The following is a 19,456-nucleotide window of genomic DNA, read 5'->3' as shown; positions in this document are numbered from 1 at the left end:
TTTTAAATTCCTGGTACATCCGTCAACGTCCACAATAATTTTGTTTGATATTTCACGGCATCTTTAGGGGTTGACCCTGGTACTGATAGCGCGACATCTTTTGTAACATTAACATTGTGTACCGTATTGGTTTCATCGCGTTCTGCAACCACTTCTACTTTGCCCCAATAAGTAGCCCAAGTTCCCGCACCAGTTCCTTGCTTCGCAGCTGCCACTAGCGATGCGGTCCCTGGAACAAGGGCAATCTTATTTGTTGCCTCTGGTTTCACAACATTTTGCGCATTACTATTAACAGTCGGGTTAGTTAAAGAAATTTGCGCACCTGTCAACTGACTATTTAAAGTAGCCTTTGTTGCTTTAAATTGCTCCTTTTGCGTAACCGTTAAAGACCAACCACTATTGGTTCCTCTATTATCAGAAATTTGCACAAAATTTGGTGTATCTTTTTGATTTTCTTGATATTGCTGTGCTCTTGCAAAATATACTTGGTCTTTATTCGAAATACGATTTTTCCCAAAGTCAAAACTTGAAGCATAATCAATAGACAGTGGTCCTTGGGTACCAGGATTGGGACCTTCTGGGTCTGTTGGATCAATTGGTTTGACTGGCTTTTCTGGATCGGGATTTTCTGGATCAACCGGCTCTGTCGGATCTACGTTCGGAATAAATTCTACTAAACCATTCGAACGATACTCTTTTGGCTCCTCTGCCTTCGCTTGTAAGGACCAACCAGCAACTGCAAATGTACTGCATAGAACGATTCCTGTGAATTGTTTTTTCATTGCTTTTCTCCTTTATTTAATTATTAACGGGAGTATCTTCTAATGCCCAAACTAACTTCGTTGAATATTGTTGTGCAAGCTTTACAGATTTTCCGGGAACGAATAATTGGACAGCTTCTTTATTTGTTGCTTCATTTGAACCAAAGCGATAAACCCAAGTCCCAACACCTGTTTCTTTTTTAGCGTTCATCGCTAGATTATTATTTACACCAGGTGTTAAGGAAATAGTACTACTGACTTCAGTAGGTTTATATTTTTCATCCACCATTGAGGCAGCTTCTGCCTTTGTAAACGTTAATTGAGCGCCGACTAGTTCCTCTCCAGTAGCTGTTTTAAATTGTTCAGGTTGGGAAAGCGTTAGTTTCCATCCTGCTAACGTTCCTCTTTTATCAGTTACTTGTACATAGGTTGGTTTTTTTGAACCATCTTTCATTTCATCTGGCGCAGCATAATACGTTTGATCTGCCGTAGAAATCTTTTGTGTACCAAATTTAAATTTTGACCCATAATCAATTGATAAGGCACCACCCGTTCCTGGCCCTGGAGGATCAATTGGGTCTACTGGATCAGTAGGATCGGGATTTTCTGGATCAACTGGCGGTGTGATTTCGTTATCGCCTGCTTCAAAAGTAATTGTGCCTTCCGTATTGTATTCTTTCGGAAAAGTTTCTGCTGCTGATGCGTTTATTGCTTGAAACCCTACGCCTAAAAGTATGGTTGCCGATGTAAGTAAAACAGTTTTTTTCATTAAATAAGCTCCTTCTCTCGTTTCATTTTATTAATTAAATAAATGACTACCCCTAACAAACTAACTCCTATCAAGGAATACAGTGGATTTTCAGACTCGCCTGTTTTAGGTAAAACTGCTTGTCCAGAAGCAGCTAAATTGTTTCTTCCCTGTTCTTCTGATTGTTGGGTATACGCTACGTCATTTGACTCTTTTTCATTCTCATAAACGTAGGTACCATAGAAGCTCGCTTGACCATTTGATTCATAATTATTTTCTTCAGCCATAACGCTTTTTGTTTGCAACCCAATGATCAATAGCCCTAAACATACCAAACTAAACCTTTTTATGATTTTCATCTGAATTCCTCCTTCCCCATTTTCAACATTGACTGGCCCAGCCAATAAACATTATATAAAAGAAATATTTATTAGATTTTTTTATTTTTTTCAGACGCTTTTAAAAAATAAAATGGTTTCAGCTAAGAAAGCTTTAAAATCAACACTTTTAAAGACAAAAAAATAAACAAAAAAACTTCAAAAAATAATTTTCGAAGTTTTTTTGTTTATTTTTTTATTATTTTTATACTTCAACCGCTTCTAACAAAGCCAAACGTTCAGCAACTTCTGCTTCTGTTAAATTATGTTTTTTTACATAACGATTGGCAGGATGCTGGCTACACTCTAATGAGCAGCCACCTAAATGTTTATGTTCATTTTCTTCTGAAGTTAAGATTTGACGATTACATTCTGGGTTTGCACAGTTAATGTAGCGTTCGCAAGGTGTTCCATCAAACCAATCTTTCCCAATAACTTTTTTATCAACGTGATTAATTTCGACACTGATTCGGTCATCAAAGACATACATTTTGCCGTCCCAAAGTTCGCCACGTGTTTCTGGATTTTTCCCATAATTGGCAATACCACCATGCAATTGAGCAACATCTTCAAATCCTTCTTTTAATAACCAGCCAGAAAATTTTTCACAGCGAATCCCGCCAGTACAATAGGTAACAATTTTTTTATCCATAAATTGTTCTTTGTTCTCGCGAATCCATTGTGGTAACTCACGGAAGCTACGGATATCTGGGCGCACGGCACCACGGAAATGACCTAAATCATATTCATAATCGTTACGAGCATCGATTACAACAGTGTCTTCGTCTAATAAGGCTTCTTTAAATTCTGCAGGTTCCAAATATTTCCCCGTCGTTTCTAATGGATCAACGTCTTCTTCTAAGTTCAACGCCACTAATTCAGAACGTGGGCGAACAAACATTTTGCGGAAGGCCATTTCTTCTGCTGGATCAATTTTAAAGAATGTATCCTTAAAGCGCTCATCTGCTTGCATTGCTTCCATGTACTTTTCTGTTTCTTCGACAGTACCAGATAACGTTCCGTTAATCCCTTCTGTCGCTACTAAAATACGGCCTTTTAAATTTAATGATTTGCAAAAAGCTAGATGCTCTTTCGCAAAAGCTTCTGGATCTTCAATTGTTGTATATTTGTAATAAAGTAATACTTGGTATTTCATCTTGTTTTCCCCTTTTGTATAAAGTCATTCTATCCCATTATACGGTGAATAAAAAAGGGAAAGCGATTATTTTGCTTGTGTATTTACACACAATAAAAAAAGCCTGATAAACGGCGGGAACAGAACCAACACTACGCGTTGCTCCGATCTCAACAACTTCTAAGGTGTTTTCTCGACATGCGTCTCGTCACAGTACAGCCTTCAAAAGAGCTACAGCTCTAAGAGTTGCGATGTTTCACTGTGAAGCATGAACAGATGAAATCATCGTACCTACTTGGTGAAGGTCCTTCGGAAATAAGCCGAAATTGTTGAGAATCACGAAGAACGTAGTGATTCGATGATGAACAATACCTACTTGGTCTCCAAAAATTAAAGAGCACCGGGTAGGTATCATGCAACATCAACTCGTACCTCGTTGTGTTTTATGACAATTTTCGGAAATTTCTTCTTATTGCTGAGAAACACTATTTGCAAAGCAAATAGATGTTGAACAGTACCTACTTGGTTCTCGGAGCTAAACGGTTCTGTCCTGACCTCTTCTATATACTACTCCTTTTCAGAAGTCGCGGCGAGTTGTTCTTGCAATTCACCTAAAAGTTCAATTTGAATATTTTGGATTTTTACCAAATTTTCTAGTTGATTATTGATAATATAATCCATTTTCTCATGTAATAAATTAATTTCTACTTCTGCTTTTAAGTTAATTTTATAATCATTATTCGCTTGTTCTCTATCACGGGCTTCTTGTCTGTTTTGACTCATCATAATAATCGGTGCTTGGATAGCTGCTAAACAAGATAAGGCGAGATTTAGCAAAATATAAGGATATTTGTCAAATGGTTGTCCCAATAAAGTGGTAGAGTTAATCACGATCCAAGCAATCAACACGAAGCAAAAGAAGCCAATAAACACCCAGCTACCGCCAAATTTAGCAATGGTATCCGCTGCTCGTTGGCCAAAGGTTAATTTCTTTTCCATCTTTTCATTCATATTATTGGAAATCAGCTTATCTTCTTTGATATGTTGAACCACCAATTCATTCAGTTGTTGGATTTTTTCAGAATCATTTGCGACCAATTGTTTCATGTAATCCAAACGATAATTAAGTAACTCCGCCAATGTAATCATCGATTCAGCTGTCAATTGTGGATTGTTTTGGAGAATAAAAGCTTGCGTTTCCTGTTCTATATCTTGAAGATAAATGTTTTTTTCCGTTGATTCACCAATAACAACTTGTTTATTTTTTGATCGCTTCATCTTCGTCACTCCCTTTGATCGTTCTTCCCTTTATTTTAATATAAAGTCTCTCAGAAGAAACCTAAAAAGGCTTTGGAGTGATCGTTGTTGCTTCTGCTTTAAAATTTAACAGTTAAATTGGTTACATCATGGAACAACGAACCAATTAATTCTTTGTATTTCGCTGGATTCACACAATTAGTTAGCAATATGACCCCGGTTTTCATATCTTTTGAAAATAAAACCAGGGCTTGTTGACCCGCTTCAACGCCGTGTAAGCGTAAATAGTTATCATGAACATAGATGCCGCCATGATAAGAACTTTGCTGAGAAGACGTCCATAATTTTTGCAAAAGTGCGGTGGAAACTAAATGTCCACTCATTAATTGATGTAAGTACCAATACAAATCACCTGTCGTCATATCCACATTCCCAGTCCCAAATTCATGGGCAAAACTAGCTGCAGGAATCGAGAGCACTTGGTTATATGAATTATCTTCTGTCCATTTATAACTTGTTGAATTATTGGGCTGTTCCAATAAGGTTTCATAGAAGCCAAAATTCTTTAAACCAGCCGTTTTGTGATAAAATTTATTAAATAATTCTTGATAGGTACGTTGATACATTTTCTCTAACATTCCTGCTAAAAGGACAAAATTTACTGGGGAATAATTGTATTTTCCTTTATTGACTTGAATGGTATTTTGTTTAACAAATTGAATAATTTCTTCATCGGTAACGATATCATTAGGCATTGCTGATAACTTTAAACCGCTTGTCATATTCAACATATCGCTAATCGTAATGTCCTCAGCACCTTGTACTTGCGGATAAAACGTAGCGAGTTTTGTATCTAATGTAAGTTTACCTTCTTCAATCGCTTTTAAGATCAAGGTTGTGGTAAAAGATTTTTGAATTGAACCAATCTGAAACCTTGTGTTTGGCGTGTTGGCTTGTTGCTTTTCAAAATTGGCAAAGCCATATCCTTTATTTACTAAAACCTGATCATCTTTAATGATCAAAGCCGAACCAATATAATTTGTTTCTTGAATTTTTTGATCAAGTTCGCCACTATCTGGTGCAACTATTTCTTTCGTTAAATTCGCATAATTATCACTTCGGCGATCTTCTTCCAAGACCACTTTCGATTCTTGACTAACTTGTGAATCTCTAGTGAAAAAGAACGTTTTTATTAAATAACCACTACCACCAATCACCACCAACAAACATACTATAAAAAGCCAATTCACTCCTCCATGTCTTTTCTTTGCATGTCGTTTACGCATACCGCTTACCTCCGCCTATTCTATTAACAGCATTATCATACGCTATATTTTCATGAAAATTACAGTTTTTAGTAAAATTTATAAAACTTTCAACTTTTATAAAAAACAGCTTGGCACCAGAATCAATCTAGATTCTGGTGCCAAGCTGTTTTTTATTTACTTTCTTGCCCCATCACAGCAAAGTAATTATCATCGTTATCTGCAAAATTAAAAACTAAGCCTGTTGGCAATTGAACCATTTCACCAACAGTAACCCCAGCCTCTTGCATTTTTTTATAGAGACCAATGATATCATCGCTAGCAAACATTAGAGAAGGGGTATTCCCCGCCACTTCTGGTGAATGTTTTTGAATAAAGGCCAAATCATATAAAACAATAATCGTCTCTGCTGATTCACTTGGCGCAATTTCTACCACCAATGTGCCGTCAACTTCCTCTCTTTCCTTTTCAACAAAGCCAAACGTTTGCCAAAATTGACTAGATTCCTCAACATTATTCACATATAACATAATCTTTACTTGGTTTGAAAACATTCCTTCACGTCCTTTTGAATTTAGTTAACAACTTATTATATACGTTCTTTTAAATAATTACTGCACTTTCGCTTAAAATCAAAATAAAAGTGTTTGAGCAAGACATTGCTCAAACACTTTTCGTTTTATTGATTTAGATATTTGCATCTAAGACAACATCGCGATCATTTAAGACATCACGATCTAATTCATGAATACGAGCACTTGTTAACACGCCTGCAACCATACTATCGTTAACGTTAACAGCTGTCCGCGCCATGTCAATAAGTGGTTCAACCGAAATTACTAAACCAACAATTGCAACCGGCAAGTTCATTGCGCCTAAAACGATTAGAGAAGCAAAGGTTGCTCCGCCGCCGACACCGGCTACGCCAAATGAACTGATTGTGACAACTGCTACTAACATTAAAATAAATTGTAAACTAAAGACATCAATTCCAACAGTTGGTGCAACGATGGTTGCTAACATAGCTGGATAAACGCCGGCACAACCATTTTGTCCAATAGATAAACCGAAACTACCAGCAAAGTTTGCTGTGGCATCATCGACACCTAGTGCTTTGGTTTGTGTTTCAATATTTAATGGTAAAGCTCCTGCACTTGAACGAGAAGTAAAAGCAAAGCTCAAGACTGGAAAAACTTTTTTTAGATACGTAACTGGATTGACTTTTAAAGTAATTAAAATCAACATATGAATGGCAAAAACAATAATTAAGGCCACATACGATGCCAACACAAATTTACCTAAGTTAATAATCGCAACAAAATCACTTGTTGCTACAACATTAATCATTAACGCTAACACGCCATAAGGGGTTAAGCGTAAAACTAAGGTAACAATTCGCATGGTAATTTTATATAAACTATCAATTAAATTTGCAAAAAATTCAGCTTCTTTTGGCGCTTTACGACGAACGCCTAAATAAGCGACACCAACAAACGCAGCAAAGATTACCACCCCAATGGTACTCATTGGTCGTGTTCCCGCAAAGTCAGCAAAGACATTTTTAGGAATAAATGAAACGATTTGTTGTGGAATCGTCAAATCTTGAATCGCATCTTGACGCGTCGCTAACTCGGCAATTCTTGACGTTTCTGCAGCACCTTGCGTGAATTTTGCCCCTTGAAGACCAAACGCTAAGGTTGTTCCAATCCCCACCAAGGCAGCTACTGCTGTTGTTCCTAGTAAGGTGGCTAACACATTAAAGCTAATTTTTCCTAATTTATTGGATTCTTTCATTTTTGTAAATGCACCTACGATAGATACAAATACTAACGGAATTACGAGCATTTGTAGAAACGCTACATAACCATTACCTACAATCCCGATCCATTCCATTGATTGCGTAGTAATTTTACTGTCTGTACCAAAAGCAAATTGAATAATTGCACCTAAAACAATCCCCACGCCCAATGCTGAAAAGACACGTGTTGAGAATTTTAAATGTTTCTTTTGCATTTGGTAGAAACCGAATAACACAGCAATAAATGCAAGGATCACTAATACAGTGATGAATGTTGTCATTTTAGTTCCTCCCTATGTTTTTAATGACAAGTACATCAAAGGAAGTAAAGGTTCCCGGTACTCACTCTCCAGTAAATACCCTGAAAACAGCAAACTGTTTCCAGTGATAGTTCTATTGTACCTTATTTTATAACAAATAGTGGGATAATTTGCTTACTTTTTGATAGAAAATAACCGTTGTGATAGTTTAAAACTATCACCAAGTGTTGTTTTACTAGTCACTGTAAAAATAATTTGTTTTTTGTCCTCTTTCTTTTAAGCTGACGTGGTATACTTAGTTCTAGGAGGTGTAAGCGTATGCAAAAAATTTGTTGGATCCTTTCTGTCAACCGTGATGGAGCGACGTTATTTGTGGGAAGCCCTGCAAATGCGGGTCCTTGGCTCTTTTCAAATAAAGAGCAGCAAAACATCAAAGCCTTTTTTCAACCAACCTATGAAATTGACTTTATCAGTTATGATGTTCTTTCAGAGGAAGTACCAGAAGCTGCGTTCATTTTGTACAATGAAATGCTCGCTCCCTATCTTCCCGAAAAAATCACCAAAGTTGGTCAGCCGATTGCTTATGTGGATATCGCTACAAAAAATTATGAACAGTTTAAAAAAGCTTTGGTTGCTAAATCTTCACAAGAATAAAAACAGCGTTTGTAACGGAATCCGTTATAAACGCTGTTTTTAAAGTTTAAGCTTCTTCTGATTGTTGAAAATTCAATTGAACACCTGGACGATCCAGAGCAATTTCAGTTACTTCATAAGATAAACGTTCGACGATGCTAAATAAAGGACGCACAAGTTCATCGACTTCTTCTTGCGAAATATCTTCTTGTTTTTCAATTTTACGATCAATAATGTGATTAATTTGGCTAATCGCCCCTGATAAAACAAATTCGTCAAAGACAATTCGAAATTCTAAGCGAGCAACAAGTGCTGAGCTATTTTCTGGATAATTTTCTTCTTCTACTTCAATTGGTGAAAAACTGACACGTAAATCTGTCTCTACTTCTGAATCAGGTACTCGCATATCATAGTGATACGCTTCAACAATTTCTTGTTGGCGTTTAATTTCCATTGTTTTTTCTCTCCTTTTTTAACAAGATATTCCCCTTTTAGAATATCCAATGGTTTCTTTTCTCAAGTATACCACAAGTCCAAAAGTTGCCTAGACCAAAAAACACAGAAGATCAGACTTTTTTGATAAATTGATTTTGGCAGTTTGAACAAGTGACTTTGATTGTTCCTCGTCCTTTCGGCGCACGTAATGACTGCTGACATTTTGGACATTTAAAATAACGATATCCTTTCTGAGTCATGTGTCGCTTGCGAAAAGCATGAACCTTTTGCATTAGGCGTTGTTTTCGAAGAATAAACCGTTGATTTTCATTCAATCGCGGGTGAATATGTTTTGAAAAAAAGCGATAATACACGTAGGCGACTGTGATTAAAATCAATAACCGAACCCAAAGATAGCCAGTAAAAATATTGATAAGCGCCAGCACGACACTTGTTAGCAACAGCGTTCGATTCAATTCATCGAACCGGGCATAACGTCCTTGTAAAAATCGTTGCGCTTTTTTGCGCCAACGTAGAATGCGTTCAAACCAAATTTGGCTCATTTATCTTCCTTCTTTCGAGCATTATTTTTTGAATAAATGATTGATTTACAGAAACTTTCAATCAAAATTTACACTTACTAAGTCCAAATTTTGAACAACTGTCGGTTATTTTCGATGGTATACTTCTAGAGAAGTCAGGTCAACCGATGAATGACTTCGTTGATAATAGCTACCGCTATTTTATACAAACTTAAACTGTCGATAGATAGATTATCCGATTTTAACTTAGGGGAAGGTTAAAATCCGATTCTATAATTTAGCACTACACTCCTTTATTTAGTAGCAACTTTAGCCTATCTATCCACATTTTAAGTCAAAAAGAAGCAAGTCCGGACTTGCTTCTTTTTATTTATCTTTCTAATTCTTCAATTTTCTTCTCAATTAATGCCAAGACATATTGACACGCTTCAGGATCTTCGACAAAATCATATTTATCGCCATCAATTTGAATTTTAGGACTTTCATCATAGTCTTCGTACCATTGATCATAACGCTCGTTCAACATTTGATAGTAATCATACAACGTTGGATCTGTCTCAATTTGTTCATAAGGACGGCCACGTTTTTTGATGCGTTCTAACATTTTGGGAAATGAAATACGAATGTGAACTAACAAATCAGGTCTTTTTTTATGCGCAGCATAAGGCAATTCTTGGAGCATGTTTTGTAATAAGTCATCGTACACTTTGACCTCTGTTTCGTTGGCACGACCTAAATCTGCATTTAAATGAAAAAGTAATGAATCTTCATAAATCGAGCGATCCAATACATTATTTTCATGCGTTAATGCTTGTTTAATACTATCAAAACGTTTATTTAAAAAATAAATTTGTAATAAAAATGCGTACTTTTCCGGTTCCGCATAAAATAAAGGTAATACCTCATTATCATCAACTGATTCGTAAAAGGCTTCTGAACCTAAACGGTTTGCAATTAAAGCTGTTAAACTAGATTTACCAGCGCCAATCGTACCTGCTAAAACAATCACTGCCATCGAACTCCCTACCTATTTTTTTCCATTTTATTTTTTATCTTCAACCAATTAAACATACCAAAAATTGAGTTAAAAGTATACATACAATACATAACAAATATCGCATAATCACCACCAGCGTGCGTCCCTGCTCGGAACCATAACAAAATTGAAAAAATATTTCCTAGTAGCCAAAACACGAATTGCGATTGATAACGTTTAATCATCAATAACATCCCTGTCGCTGAAACACTGAACGTGATTGCATCTAATGTTTGTTGCGCATCATTTACAAAGCCTAACAAAATATATGCAGCTACGCCAATGAGCAGCCACGTGAAAAAGGCATACAACCACTGAATACCTTTTAAAACTTTTACTTCGGTTACTTGACCCGAGCCATCTTCGCTAGCCCGAAGCCAAGCATAAAGCCCTGTAATGTCCATAATAATATAGAAGCTTTGTAAAAGAACTTCCGCATATACCCGTGTTACTAACCCAAAATAGCCAATAATCACTGCACTGATTAAGCCAAAAATGTAATTGCTGACTTTTCCTTGGGCAATTAAATTCACACAAATGATGCCGGCTAAACCACCTACTAACGTAATCCAATTCGATGGATTGATAGCAAATGCAATCAACTGTACCCCCACCATCAAAGCTAAAAACAAGTAACTTCTCGTTTCCCAACCTTTAAAATCATTCACCAAAAAATTCTTATTCACGACAAATTTCCGACCTTCCTAAAACCAAACTTTTCTCTGTTGACGTCTCAATAAGAGTACTCCGTTTTAAAAAACAAGTCAATCAGATTTCGGAATAAAAAGAAGATTTTAATACTATATATTGATTAAAAAAACAAAAAGACACTACATATAGTCATTCTACAAGCATTCTGATATCCTTTATTGCCACAATATTTTCTTCATCTTGCTTTAATCTTCTATGTATTCATGGATTTGTTTCCATCTAATGATTCCTGCGGCAGAACCCTTTACGACGGTAGCGCTCCAAATTAATGTTGCGAAAGCGGAAGCAACCACACATATTCATGCTTCAAACACAGCCATCGTTCACTCTTTTTATTGAAATGCTTAAAAATTGATGGCCGTATTTCTCGAATCTGGCCACTTATTAACTTATTACATGAAAACATTCGCCTAAAAAAGCAAAAAAAATGACTAACCTAAATAATCGACCTACAAACAATTCCTTTCATTTGTAGGTCGATTATCTTTATTAGGTTTGATACGGATGTTTCGCCATTCCTAGTTTCCCTTTACTGCTCATCTCTATTTATTTTTTTACTGTTTGCCAACAGCTCGTTGTCTGAAAGTACTATCCGTCCTTTGGTACTTTGTTCAAAGCTGTAAGCTTGCTCAAATAACGTTTGCTCTTTATTGGCAGTTTGTGTAAAAGTCAGCCCATAAGGTTGTCCTTCACTGTTTTTCGCCAAAGGAACCGTCAATTCAGGATATCCTGCCACGGCACTTAAACCCGTACCTTCAGAATCAATAAAGGCATATCCGTCTAATTGTTGTTTTTTTAGCAACGCATCAAACGTTTGTTGTGCTTTTTTAATGGTTGTTTGAATGATTTCTTTATCTGGTTGTTTCTTTTTAACATCTGCTTCTAATAAATCTTGCCCATACTTGGCACGAACCTTTTTATCTTGTTGATTATACGCAATTAGTTCCTCCAGTGTTTTAAATGGTAAGTCATAACGTTTCGCAAATTCTTCCAATGCAAACTTAAATTCATTGGAAATAACTGCCCCGCCATCAATCCCTTCCATGTCTGGCGTTACCGGAATCACTTCTGCTCCAGCTTTTTGGAGGGCCTTTTTAGCAGTCGCAAATTCTTCTTCAGCACTTGGCATTTCTAGCAACCCAATGCGTTGACCTTGTAAGTTATTTTTAGTAAATTTCGTTGAATCAATGCTCGGAACCGTGTCTTTCTTAAACGCATTATAGCCTTGTGCAGCATCAACGACACTTCGGGCAATCGGGCCAACTGTATCTAATGATGGTGCCAATGGTAAAACACCTTCGCCACTTACTGAACTGTGGGTCGGTTTAAAACCAACCACTGATTGATGAGAAGCGGGGGAAACAATCGATCCCATCGTCTCAGTGCCTAAAGAGAAGGCGCCGATATTCATCGTCACACTAGCCGCACTCCCAGAACTTGAACCTGAAGGTGTTATTTTGAGTGGCCCATAAGGATTAAGTGTTTGTCCATGTTTGGAACTATAGCCACTTGGTGCTTTCATTGACATATAATTCGCTAGTTCAGATAAGTTTACTTTTCCTAAAATCAAAGCTTGCGCCTCTGTTAACTTCTTAACTACTTCCGCATCTTCCTTAGGCTTGAACGTACGTAAGGCATAAGCTCCTGCACTTGAAATCATGTTGGTCGTATTTATATTTTCTTTCAAAGTCACAGGAATACCATACAAAGGCTTCTTCGGTGTTTGAGAGGTTTGCTGGTCAAATGCCTTTGCTTCCTTAATTGCTTGCGGATTGATTTCAGAGATGCTGTTCATACCATTATCTATTTGATCGAACTGTAAAATACGGTCCAAATAAAACGCCGTAAGTTCTTCATAGGTCAATGTTCCGTTGGCAATCGCTTGCTGTAATTCAGTGATATTTTTTTCAATAATCAACGGTGCTTTGGTCCGAGCTTTTTGTACATCTGTTTCTTTTAATTGGTCTTCAATCGTTTTAACGATTCTCTCTTGATTGTACATTGCTGGGGTTTCTGCCTCAGGAGTGAACTTTTTGAGTATAAACCAATACGCTGCAGCGCCTATTATGACTAACAAAACAGCAATTATTCCGATTACTTTTAAAAATTTAGACATTTTTATCCTCCTATACCATTTAAAGATTATCTTACTATGTTTATTTTTGCATGACAACTAACAGTTTTGTTCGTTAAAAAGACAAAATAGAGAGTAGGACATCCGTCAAAACGACCGATGTCCTACTCTCTAACGATTAAGATAGTCTGCTAAATGCGTTTGTTTTAATCTTTTGTGAAAGTTAAATATTGAGAATTTATTGTGTAATTCGTGTACCACTTTCTCCTTTGATTGCTTCCGAAGCTAATTCTAAAAGCCCGATAATCGCCTGGCGGTTTGGTTTACTTTCTGCAAAACTGATGGCCGCTTCCACCTTAGGTAACATACTACCTGGCGCAAATTGATTTTCTTCTATATATTGTTGCATTGCCGTAACCGTAACATCGGTCAAAGCTTGTTGATTTGCTTGACCAAAGTTAACAAAAACATGTTCTACTGCAGTTAATACCACAAAAACATCTGCTTCAATGAGTTCAGCCATTTTTGCTGCCGCAAAGTCTTTATCAATGACTGCATCTACACCATGATAGACTGGACCATCATAGGCAATAGGAACCCCGCCACCACCACAAGCAATTACGATTTGTCCTGCATCAACAAGTGTTCGCAAGCTAACTTTTTCGTAAATATCAATTGGTTTTGGTGAAGGAACTACCCGTCGCCAGCCTCGACCCGCATCTTCTTGATAGACGTTCCCAGTTTCCGCCATCAACTGTTTGGCTGTTTCTTCGTCATAATAACCACCAATTGGTTTTGTTGGTTTTGTAAACGCTGGGTCTTTTGGATCCACCACGACTTGTGTAATTAACGTAACAACTGGTTGTTCCCCTAAATTTCTGGTTACTAGTTCTTCATCAATTGCTTGTTGTAAATGATAGCCAATATAGCCTTGGCTCATTGCTGTGCATTCAGGAAACGGCACGACATCTTCTGGAGATTGACTCGTTTCCTCAAAAGCTAAGCGAATTTTGCCAACTTGTGGCCCGTTGCCATGAGCAATCACCACTTGATGGCCTTGTTCAATTAAATCAACAATGGATTTTGCAGCGGTTTGTGCTTTTGCCAATTGTTCTTTCGAAGAATTTCCTAACGCATTTCCACCTAATGCAATCACTATTTTTGACATCTGTTTCCCTCCTAGCGCTTTGGTTCTTGTTGTGTGATACAGTGTATATTGCCGCCCCCATAAACAACTTCTACCGTATTAACGCCGACAATTTTTTTATCTGGGAACATCGTTTGAACTTGCTCTAAAGCCAAACGATCATTTTCATCACCATACTGTGGCACAATCACGCCATCATTTGTAATTAAAAAGTTCATATAGGATGCGATACAAATATCGCCGTCTTCTCGTGGCATGGTTCCTTCCACGAAATCAATTTTGAAGGAGCCTTGAATGGTTACATTTTTGACAGGACAGCATAATTTGTGGACTTTTAATTGGCGTCCTTTAGCATCAGTCATTTTAAGCAAACGTTGATACGCATCTTGTGCCGCTTCATAAAATGGGCTATTTTGATCTTCGGTGTAAATACAAGCCACTTCACCAGGTGCAATAAAACAAGCTACATCATCCACGTGACCATTGGTTTCTTCTGGGTCAATTCCATCACCTAGCCAAAGAACTTTTTCAACATTTAAATAGTCGCATAATTTTTGTTCGATTGCTTCTTTTGAAAGTTGTGGATTTCGACCTTCACTTAATAAGCACATTTCTGTAGTCAAGACTGTTCCTTGTCCATCTACGTGGAATGAACCGCCTTCTAAAACAAAATCATCTGTACGATAAGAATCTACATGCTCAATTTCACAAATTTTTTGTGCAACCAAATCGTCTTGGTCCCAAGGGAAATATAAACCATCTACTAATCCCCCCCAAGCATTGAATGTCCAATCCACACCACGGATTTCTCCATGGTCGTTAATGACAAATGATGGTCCACAATCACGGACCCAGGCATCATTGTTTGACATTTCGTAAACCGTAATTTCTGGCGGCAATTGGCGACGGCAATTTTGAAATTGTTGTTGAGAAACCACCACATTCATCGGTGTAAATTGACTAATTGCTTTGGCCACATTAGTAAAAGCTTCTTGGACAGGTTTACCACCATCACGCCAATTATCCGGTCTTTCTGGCCAAATCATCCAAACTTTCTCTTGTGGTTCAAATTCTCCTGGCATTCTAAAGCCATCTTGTTTAGGGGTACTTCCTACAATTCGTTTAGCCATTTTCTTTCGTTCCCTTCTTAATTTTTTTTACGTAAATAATTACTTCACCAAACAGAATAAAAATGATTGCCCCAATTGTGATTGGTAATTTTTCATTTAATGATGCGGGACTAAAATCTAAAGGCACTGCTGTGAAAATCAGTGAAATAATAATCATAATCATTGGCAAAACCACTAAAACTTTTAAAAATCCTGGTTTTCCGTTAACTTTAAACGGACGTGGTGTATCGGGATCAATTTTTCTAAGCTTATAAAAAGCTGGGAAAACTGGGATATACGATAACAAGAATAGGACGACATTCAAGGAGAAAAAGGCCCAGAATAAATCTTGATTAGGTAAAATTGGTGCTAATACAATGACCACCGATGCCACAATGCCATTCATCAAAGCAGCCCCAATTGGCATGTCATTTTTCTTACTACGTTTTTCAAAAAATTTAGGCATGTCACCATTTTCAGCAGCATAACAAGCTGTATTATTGACTCCTAATGACCAAGAAATCATGTTGCCGAACAACGTAAGAAGGAATAGGAAAGCCATCAACATAATGAACCAACCTTCTGTCGAGCCTGTCAATAGTTTAAAGCTATCCATCATACCACTGCCGGTACTAATTTGATCGGTGGGAATCGCTACCCCAATTCCAAAGGCTGAAAAAATATAAATGGCCGCAATGACTAACCCCGCTGCTACAATAGCTTGTGGAATTTGCTTCTTAGGATTTTCCATATCATCTGCAAACGTACAGATGACTTCAAACCCTAACAAATTAAAAATGATTACAGAAATAAAAGATAAACTCCTTAAGTCAAACGTTGGCAGCATTGATTTCAAGGTAAATTCATTAGCAACACCTTTCGTCAAGGCTACATACAATCCTAGCCCACCAATTAAGACTGCTAAAACCATCTTGATTACGGCGGCTCCATTTAGAATCCAGATACTGTCGCTGACTGGATAAAAACTAATCCAAACCACAATCCAAGTAAAAATTAATTCAACAATAATCATCATCGGTGTTGAAAACTTAATACCTGTAATTGTCGTTAATAGTTCTGGCGTCATAACGGCTAATGAAGCTAGCCACAATGGATAATTAATCCAATAATACCAAGAAACTCTGGCACCCCAACGATGACCATATGCTTTGGTCACCCAATCATAGATGCCCCCTTCACCAATATAAGTTGTTCCTAATTCTGATGAAATTAACCCATATGGCAATAGGAATGCAATTAATAAGAAAATCCACCAAAAAAACTGAGAATTACCAATTGCAGCAACAGGCGCCGCTGCTTCAGCAACGAAAACCACACAGATGACTGATAAAATGGCACTCGTTAAACTAAATTTCTTTTTCCCCTCCATGAAGACTCTTCCTCTCTTTATAAACTGTCCACTGATTCATTTTTTCAATCAGTGGACAGTTGGCCGTTAAATGCTTTGAGTGTCTAAGAAAACTTCTAGTTCTTTTTTCGCTTCTGCTTGCTTGATTAAATCATAAGGATTTTTTGCTTCATAATCATTCATAAGATATACTAATAAGCCACGAATAGATGTTAAACGGTTTTCTGCTTCATCGAAACAAATAGAATTTTTACCGTCAATCACTTCATCAGTTACTTCTTCCCCACGTGTTGCTGGTAAACAGTGCATGAATTTACAATTGGCACCTGCCCGATCCATCATTTCTTGATTCACTTGATATTTTGGATAGAAAACCTTCATACGTTCTTCTTCAGATAATTCCGCTTCGTACAAGCCATACCAAACATCCGTGTACAAGAAATCAGCGCCTTCAACAGAACTTGCATCATCTGTGACCAAAAAGCTACCGCCTGAAACTTCACAATTTTTTGCTAATTTCGCTTGATGCTCTTCATTTAATTGGAAGCCTTCTGGACCGAAGTGAACAAAATTCATGCCCATTTTTGTTGTGATTAATCCTAAAGAAAAACAAACTTGTGTCGCATCTCCGACAAAGACAACTTTACAATCTTCTAATTTTTTGCCTTCTGGTAAATGCTCAACCATGGTACACAAATCACCTAATTCTTGGGTTGGATGATTGTAATCAGACATACCGTTAATGACTGGGATGGTAGCACAATTAGCTAAATCAACAATACTATGGTGACGTTCCACACGAGCCATCAAAATATCTACTAAACGTGACAATACGCGGCTGGTATCTTCAATCGTTTCATGTCCCCCTAATTGAATTTGACCAGGTGCTAAATATTCGCCATGTCCACCTAATTGTTCCATTGCAGTTTCAAAAGATACTCGTGTTCGAGTTGAAGATTGTTGGAAAATCATTCCTAAAGATTTGTTTTTTAACAGTTGCGGATAATACCCATTTTTAATCGCTTCTTTAATTTTTAATGATAAATCGACTAAGTAATGCATTTCCTCTTTCGTATATGTTTCTGTTGTAACGTAATCTCTTTTCATGATGTGTTCCTCCTAAAGTTGTTTTTGTTTACACATTGACTTTACCAAGTTTAGCGAAGAGTTTACTATCCGCCAAAAGTTAGAAAACGCTTTCTTTTTTGGCGTGATTTTTCATTAAAAAAAGTTTATTTATGGTTATAAACCGTTGGTACACCAGGGGTTTATAAAAGTTTAGGCGGATTTCTCTCTAATTTCTGACCAATCATAGATTTGAAAATGGTATAATTATTTTGAAAAATCATTCACTTAAAATAAAAGATGAAAGGGGTTTCCAATCGTGACATTTGTTTTTATTTATAACATCTTGTTGATTATTTTATATTCGTTTACTTCAACCTTTACCTTAAATCTTTACTTGAAAAATAAACAACCGATTTTTTTATTGCTTCTCTTTTTAATGGTTATTTTTATTTGTGACAATGTGATTGTTTATATGACTGAGTTCATTAATTCGTTTGCAACCGAATATAATCAGACCTTTATGACCGCACCTTTTTTAAAGACCATCATTTTTATTTGTTGTAATTTTGCCTATCTGGCTATTATCAATACTATTAGTGGTCGTCCTTTTAAAAATTATCAATTTGTCTGGTTATTTTTAATTGGTTTATGGATGCTAGCTATTCCATTTTCACAAAATTCCGCCTTAAAAGTTTGGTTGTACTATTTACCCAATCAGCTATTTTTAATTTACCTTGGATGCTATGCGCTCTATCAATTACGAATAGATCCTTTATCAGCCCTTGCGAAAAAATATCTTCGTTTTATTGGTTGGCTAAGCATTGGTTTCGGTGTGGCGATTCTTTTGGAAGATACCTTCGTTATTTTTAACATTGACCAATATTCTGATATTGTCTTTAAAATTAACAACCGAAACGTTTCTGAAGATATTTATACAATCATTCTCTCGATCGCCATTATCTACTTCTGTAATCGTGATTTTCCTCTGTCGGTTCTTGAAAAAGACGCTGCTAAATTGGAAGAAAATCAATCAGATGAACCCGTACTTTTGGCGCCTTTTTGTGATGCCTATCAATTAACGCAGCGAGAACGAGAAGTGCTTTCGTTACTTTTAGAGTGCAAAACAAATCAAGATATAGCCAACGAACTATTCCTATCAATCGGAACAGTAAAAACACATATCCACAATATTTTCGTTAAATTAGAAGTAAACAAAAGAGCAGAAGTTTTTGTCAGTTATCAACTTTTTTCTCAACAACAAACTGAACATTTAGCGAGATAATTAAAAAGGAAGCCTCTCCGTGATCGGTGGCTTCCTTTTTGATTAACTATTTTCTTGTACTTGTCGAACTCGCTTTTCAATTTCTTGAAAGTTAATAATTTTGGCTTGGCGATGAATTTCTTTTCCTTCATAGTATAAGATAATGGTCGGTGCAGAAAAAGCATTTAATTGTCCAATTATTTCTGGACTTTTATCAGCTTCTGCAATGTATGTAGGAAATTCATATTTTGTTGCAATTTTTTCGACAATCGGTTTATCAACTGTACAAACACTACAATTTTTTGCTGTCAAAAAGACGGCTTGTAGACGATTGTCTGTAATTTTTTCTTCTAATTCTTCTAATGTTGTTACATATTCCACTGAATAGCCCTCCTTGTCTTTTGTCTAAAATAACAGATTTACTAGCAAAATAACAACTTATTTGTTTGGCTAGGAATGCTTTAACAAAA

General features: G+C 36.7%; 21 protein-coding genes. 3 read left to right on the top strand and 18 right to left on the bottom strand.

The window, feature by feature from the left end:
- Positions 1 to 2 precede the first annotated feature (2 nt).
- The 8 genes from IGL17_RS02430 to IGL17_RS02395 all read right to left on the bottom strand — a co-directional run bounded on the left by IGL17_RS02430 (position 3) and on the right by IGL17_RS02395 (position 7,622).
- Positions 3 to 782, bottom strand: a complete 780-nt coding sequence (locus IGL17_RS02430; protein ID WP_010713874.1) for a WxL domain-containing protein — start codon at positions 780 to 782, stop codon at positions 3 to 5.
- A gap of 16 nt (positions 783 to 798) precedes the next feature.
- The gene (locus tag IGL17_RS02425) at positions 799 to 1,530 is read right to left on the bottom strand and encodes a WxL domain-containing protein (protein WP_010713875.1); all 732 of its coding nucleotides are present in this window, start codon (positions 1,528 to 1,530) and stop codon (positions 799 to 801) included.
- Positions 1,530 to 1,913 (bottom strand): LPXTG cell wall anchor domain-containing protein, encoded by a 384-nt coding sequence (locus tag IGL17_RS02420; protein ID WP_002355604.1) that lies wholly within the window; start codon positions 1,911 to 1,913, stop codon positions 1,530 to 1,532. The genes IGL17_RS02425 and IGL17_RS02420 overlap by 1 nt, the downstream gene beginning before the upstream one ends.
- 178 nt (positions 1,914 to 2,091) lie before the next feature.
- On the bottom strand, positions 2,092 to 3,042 hold the full coding sequence (gene trhO, locus IGL17_RS02415; protein ID WP_002355603.1) for an oxygen-dependent tRNA uridine(34) hydroxylase TrhO: 951 nt from the start codon (positions 3,040 to 3,042) through the stop codon (positions 2,092 to 2,094).
- Between the two features lie 546 nt (positions 3,043 to 3,588).
- A complete protein-coding gene (locus IGL17_RS02410) occupies positions 3,589 to 4,299 on the bottom strand; it encodes a DUF1003 domain-containing protein (RefSeq protein ID WP_010775623.1) in 711 nt (236 codons plus the stop codon).
- 98 nt (positions 4,300 to 4,397) lie between these two features.
- Positions 4,398 to 5,564, bottom strand: coding sequence for a serine hydrolase domain-containing protein (locus tag IGL17_RS02405; RefSeq protein WP_010713877.1), 1,167 nt, complete (start codon positions 5,562 to 5,564; stop codon positions 4,398 to 4,400).
- Positions 5,565 to 5,716: 152 nt separating this feature from the next.
- On the bottom strand, positions 5,717 to 6,097 hold the full coding sequence (locus IGL17_RS02400; RefSeq protein WP_002363195.1) for a VOC family protein: 381 nt from the start codon (positions 6,095 to 6,097) through the stop codon (positions 5,717 to 5,719).
- 133 nt (positions 6,098 to 6,230) lie between these two features.
- The gene (locus IGL17_RS02395; RefSeq protein ID WP_002355598.1) at positions 6,231 to 7,622 is read right to left on the bottom strand and encodes an L-cystine transporter; all 1,392 of its coding nucleotides are present in this window, start codon (positions 7,620 to 7,622) and stop codon (positions 6,231 to 6,233) included.
- 297 nt (positions 7,623 to 7,919) lie between these two features.
- Between IGL17_RS02395 and IGL17_RS02390 the strand changes: the two genes are divergently transcribed.
- Positions 7,920 to 8,255, top strand: a complete 336-nt coding sequence (locus tag IGL17_RS02390; RefSeq protein ID WP_002366186.1) for a hypothetical protein — start codon at positions 7,920 to 7,922, stop codon at positions 8,253 to 8,255.
- A 46-nt stretch (positions 8,256 to 8,301) separates the two neighbouring features.
- Here the strand turns inward: IGL17_RS02390 and IGL17_RS02385 are convergent, their stop codons facing one another.
- From IGL17_RS02385 to pnuC, 4 genes are all read right to left on the bottom strand, one after another.
- A complete protein-coding gene (locus IGL17_RS02385; RefSeq protein ID WP_002358717.1) occupies positions 8,302 to 8,688 on the bottom strand; it encodes a DUF1149 family protein in 387 nt (128 codons plus the stop codon).
- 112 nt (positions 8,689 to 8,800) lie between these two features.
- The gene (locus tag IGL17_RS02380) at positions 8,801 to 9,232 is read right to left on the bottom strand and encodes a hypothetical protein (RefSeq protein WP_016618259.1); all 432 of its coding nucleotides are present in this window, start codon (positions 9,230 to 9,232) and stop codon (positions 8,801 to 8,803) included.
- Between the two features lie 349 nt (positions 9,233 to 9,581).
- Entirely contained in the window at positions 9,582 to 10,226 is a 645-nt protein-coding gene (locus IGL17_RS02375; protein WP_002355594.1) for a deoxynucleoside kinase, read from the bottom strand.
- Positions 10,227 to 10,234: 8 nt separating this feature from the next.
- Entirely contained in the window at positions 10,235 to 10,933 is a 699-nt protein-coding gene (gene pnuC / locus IGL17_RS02370; RefSeq protein WP_002355593.1) for a nicotinamide riboside transporter PnuC, read from the bottom strand.
- Positions 10,934 to 11,153: 220 nt separating this feature from the next.
- Between pnuC and IGL17_RS02365 the strand changes: the two genes are divergently transcribed.
- Positions 11,154 to 11,297 carry a hypothetical protein gene (locus tag IGL17_RS02365; RefSeq protein WP_024041607.1) on the top strand — a complete coding sequence of 48 codons (144 nt, stop codon included), beginning with the start codon at positions 11,154 to 11,156 and terminating at the stop codon, positions 11,295 to 11,297.
- A 190-nt stretch (positions 11,298 to 11,487) separates the two neighbouring features.
- Here the strand turns inward: IGL17_RS02365 and IGL17_RS02360 are convergent, their stop codons facing one another.
- The 5 genes from IGL17_RS02360 to ptcA all read right to left on the bottom strand — a co-directional run bounded on the left by IGL17_RS02360 (position 11,488) and on the right by ptcA (position 17,764).
- Entirely contained in the window at positions 11,488 to 13,074 is a 1,587-nt protein-coding gene (locus tag IGL17_RS02360; protein ID WP_016618256.1) for an amidase family protein, read from the bottom strand.
- A gap of 196 nt (positions 13,075 to 13,270) precedes the next feature.
- Positions 13,271 to 14,200 (bottom strand): carbamate kinase, encoded by a 930-nt coding sequence (gene arcC / locus IGL17_RS02355; RefSeq protein WP_016618255.1) that lies wholly within the window; start codon positions 14,198 to 14,200, stop codon positions 13,271 to 13,273.
- Between the two features lie 11 nt (positions 14,201 to 14,211).
- On the bottom strand, positions 14,212 to 15,309 hold the full coding sequence (gene aguA, locus IGL17_RS02350) for an agmatine deiminase (protein ID WP_002383005.1): 1,098 nt from the start codon (positions 15,307 to 15,309) through the stop codon (positions 14,212 to 14,214).
- Positions 15,302 to 16,678 carry an APC family permease gene (locus IGL17_RS02345; RefSeq protein ID WP_438759919.1) on the bottom strand — a complete coding sequence of 459 codons (1,377 nt, stop codon included), beginning with the start codon at positions 16,676 to 16,678 and terminating at the stop codon, positions 15,302 to 15,304. The genes aguA and IGL17_RS02345 overlap by 8 nt, the downstream gene beginning before the upstream one ends.
- A gap of 66 nt (positions 16,679 to 16,744) precedes the next feature.
- The gene (ptcA, locus tag IGL17_RS02340; protein WP_002355587.1) at positions 16,745 to 17,764 is read right to left on the bottom strand and encodes a putrescine carbamoyltransferase; all 1,020 of its coding nucleotides are present in this window, start codon (positions 17,762 to 17,764) and stop codon (positions 16,745 to 16,747) included.
- 397 nt (positions 17,765 to 18,161) lie between these two features.
- On the opposite strand from ptcA, the gene IGL17_RS02335 reads away from it, so the two are divergent.
- The gene (locus tag IGL17_RS02335; protein ID WP_002392183.1) at positions 18,162 to 19,007 is read left to right on the top strand and encodes a helix-turn-helix domain-containing protein; all 846 of its coding nucleotides are present in this window, start codon (positions 18,162 to 18,164) and stop codon (positions 19,005 to 19,007) included.
- A gap of 42 nt (positions 19,008 to 19,049) precedes the next feature.
- Here IGL17_RS02335 and IGL17_RS02330 read toward each other — a convergent pair whose 3' ends face one another.
- Complete coding sequence (locus IGL17_RS02330; RefSeq protein ID WP_002355583.1) at positions 19,050 to 19,367, bottom strand: thioredoxin family protein; 318 nt, start codon at positions 19,365 to 19,367, stop codon at positions 19,050 to 19,052.
- Between the last annotated feature and the right edge of the window lie 89 nt (positions 19,368 to 19,456).

The organism is Enterococcus sp. AZ088 (assembly GCF_051714845.1).
In the GTDB taxonomy this organism is placed as follows: Bacteria; Bacillota; Bacilli; order Lactobacillales; family Enterococcaceae; genus Enterococcus; species Enterococcus faecalis.
The sequence above is the reverse complement of the archived record's forward strand: the minus strand, read 5'-3'. Positions and strand labels throughout refer to the sequence as shown.

Excerpts from the sequence above, each read along its gene's own strand:
- IGL17_RS02430 (WP_010713874.1), bottom strand. The coding sequence starts at position 782 with ATGAAAAAACAATTCACAGGAATCGTTCTATGCAGTACATTTGCAGTT.
- IGL17_RS02425 (WP_010713875.1), bottom strand. The coding sequence starts at position 1,530 with ATGAAAAAAACTGTTTTACTTACATCGGCAACCATACTTTTAGGCGTA.
- trhO (WP_002355603.1), bottom strand. The coding sequence starts at position 3,042 with ATGAAATACCAAGTATTACTTTATTACAAATATACAACAATTGAAGAT.
- IGL17_RS02410 (WP_010775623.1), bottom strand. The coding sequence starts at position 4,299 with ATGAAGCGATCAAAAAATAAACAAGTTGTTATTGGTGAATCAACGGAA.
- IGL17_RS02405 (WP_010713877.1), bottom strand. The coding sequence starts at position 5,564 with ATGCGTAAACGACATGCAAAGAAAAGACATGGAGGAGTGAATTGGCTT.
- IGL17_RS02400 (WP_002363195.1), bottom strand. The coding sequence starts at position 6,097 with ATGTTTTCAAACCAAGTAAAGATTATGTTATATGTGAATAATGTTGAG.
- IGL17_RS02395 (WP_002355598.1), bottom strand. The coding sequence starts at position 7,622 with ATGACAACATTCATCACTGTATTAGTGATCCTTGCATTTATTGCTGTG.
- IGL17_RS02390 (WP_002366186.1), top strand. The coding sequence starts at position 7,920 with ATGCAAAAAATTTGTTGGATCCTTTCTGTCAACCGTGATGGAGCGACG.
- IGL17_RS02385 (WP_002358717.1), bottom strand. The coding sequence starts at position 8,688 with ATGGAAATTAAACGCCAACAAGAAATTGTTGAAGCGTATCACTATGAT.
- IGL17_RS02380 (WP_016618259.1), bottom strand. The coding sequence starts at position 9,232 with ATGAGCCAAATTTGGTTTGAACGCATTCTACGTTGGCGCAAAAAAGCG.
- IGL17_RS02375 (WP_002355594.1), bottom strand. The coding sequence starts at position 10,226 with ATGGCAGTGATTGTTTTAGCAGGTACGATTGGCGCTGGTAAATCTAGT.
- IGL17_RS02365 (WP_024041607.1), top strand. The coding sequence starts at position 11,154 with ATGTATTCATGGATTTGTTTCCATCTAATGATTCCTGCGGCAGAACCC.
- IGL17_RS02360 (WP_016618256.1), bottom strand. The coding sequence starts at position 13,074 with ATGTCTAAATTTTTAAAAGTAATCGGAATAATTGCTGTTTTGTTAGTC.
- arcC (WP_016618255.1), bottom strand. The coding sequence starts at position 14,200 with ATGTCAAAAATAGTGATTGCATTAGGTGGAAATGCGTTAGGAAATTCT.
- aguA (WP_002383005.1), bottom strand. The coding sequence starts at position 15,309 with ATGGCTAAACGAATTGTAGGAAGTACCCCTAAACAAGATGGCTTTAGA.
- IGL17_RS02345 (WP_438759919.1), bottom strand. The coding sequence starts at position 16,678 with ATGGAGGGGAAAAAGAAATTTAGTTTAACGAGTGCCATTTTATCAGTC.
- ptcA (WP_002355587.1), bottom strand. The coding sequence starts at position 17,764 with ATGAAAAGAGATTACGTTACAACAGAAACATATACGAAAGAGGAAATG.
- IGL17_RS02335 (WP_002392183.1), top strand. The coding sequence starts at position 18,162 with ATGGTTATTTTTATTTGTGACAATGTGATTGTTTATATGACTGAGTTC.